This window comes from Natronomonas sp., from assembly GCF_028274965.1.
Taxonomy (GTDB): Archaea; Halobacteriota; Halobacteria; order Halobacteriales; family Haloarculaceae; genus Natronomonas.
Genome location: NZ_JAQCNO010000044.1, coordinates 1 through 1,604, shown reverse-complemented (window position 1 = coordinate 1,604; position 1,604 = coordinate 1). Strand labels below are relative to the sequence as shown.

Annotated in this window: 1 protein-coding gene and 1 pseudogene; both read left to right on the top strand. The window is 66.1% G+C overall.

The genetic code is table 11. The features are described from left to right. The first annotated feature begins 250 nt into the window (after positions 1 to 250). Positions 251 to 1,294 (top strand): hypothetical protein, encoded by a 1,044-nt coding sequence (locus Q0916_RS05865; protein WP_299235615.1) that lies wholly within the window; start codon positions 251 to 253, stop codon positions 1,292 to 1,294. Positions 1,295 to 1,480: 186 nt separating this feature from the next. Then, positions 1,481 to 1,604: pseudogene (locus Q0916_RS12145) on the top strand (RNA-guided endonuclease TnpB family protein); the annotation flags it as partial.

The following is a 1,604-nucleotide window of genomic DNA, read 5'->3' as shown; positions in this document are numbered from 1 at the left end:
GTACAGCAGGCCGGACGGCAGATCGGTGATGTCGTGAAACTCGTTGATGAGCACCTACAGAACCGATCCGTGGACGATCAGTCGATTCAGTACTTGTGATCCGTCGGCCAGAACTGTTCGGCAGATCCGCCGTACTGAGCGATTACCGTGTGGGTGGGGGAACCCTTCCCCGACACGCTCTCTCATCCCAACACCCGCTCCGGCAACGCCGACGACCCCGTTTAACTTCGGCGGCGACCTCCGTGGGGCCATGAACGCGTACGAGCGGATCGCGGACCTCCCGGTCACGATCGAGTCCGTCGACCGGCGGCGCTACACCGCGGACACGACGAGCGGCTTCGAGCGGACCACCACGGAGTACCGGCTCTCCGGCGACGGCGTCGTCGGCCGCGGCGAGGACGTGACGTACGCGACCGAGGCCCACGACGCGCTCGCGGGGACGGACCCGATCGACATCGTGGGAGAGTGGACGATGGAGGGGCTTTCGGCCGCGCTCGACGACGTCGACCTGTTCCCCGCCCCGCCCGAGCAGGCTGCCTCGCGGAACTACCGGCGGTTCGCGGTCGAGAGCGCGGCCCTCGACTTGGGACTCCGGCAGGCGGACGAGAGCCTCGGAGAGATGCTCGGCATCGAGCCCGAACCGGTCCGGTTCGTCGTCTCCACTCGCCTCGGCGACACGCCGACTGCCGACCCCGTCACGGACCTGCTCGCGGCCGACGACGACCTGGAGTTCAAACTCGATCCGACCCCGGAGTGGCCCGAGGGAACCTTCGTTACGCTACGCGAGACCGGCGCGGTTCGCGTGCTCGACCTCAAGGGGTGGTACGAGGGGACCGACGTCGACGTCGAGGCCGACGCGGAGCTGTATCGCGACACGCTCGCTGCCTTTCCGAACGCGGTGGTTGAGGACGCGGCGTTCACGCCCGCGACCCGCCCCCTGCTGGAGCCACAGGCGGACCGGCTCTCGTTCGATTACCCGATCGACGGGGCCGACGCGATCGAGTCGCTGCCGGTCGAGCCGGGATGGTGTAACATCAAGCCGTCGCGATTCGGTACCCTCGAGTCGTTGTTCGAAACGATCGCGTACTGTCGGGCGGCGGGGATCGAGATGTACGGCGGCGGGCAGTTCGAGCTGGCGAGCGGGCGAACGGCGATCCAGACGCTCGCCGCGCTGTTTTATCCCGATGGCCCCAACGACGTCGCCCCGCGGGCGTTCAACGACCCCGATGCGTCGCCGCCGTACCCGAAAAGCCCGCTTCGACCCGACGGCGACGTAGTGGGCCTCGAATTTTAGCGAATATGTTATCAGCATTTTCGAGGTGGAGCCCCCGACCTCAAGGAGCGAACGGAGTGAGCGAGTAGGTCGGGGAGGAAACCGACATGGGACGACACAACCGCCACTCCGCGACCGACCGACTCCCAAGCGTATAAGTACCGTTGGGTACTCTCTGAAACTACGGGTGTGCGTCGAACCGCCGTCGTGAAACTCGCCGTTTCCGACGAGCAACGCGACGCACTCCACCGAACCGCCGAGCAATACCTGTCCTGCGCGAACCGAACCGCCGACTACTGTTGGTCCGACACCTCCTACACTGAGTGTGAGA

Coding starts and splice junctions, on each gene's coding strand:
- Q0916_RS05865 (WP_299235615.1), top strand. CDS start 251: ATGAACGCGTACGAGCGGATCGCGGACCTCCCGGTCACGATCGAGTCC.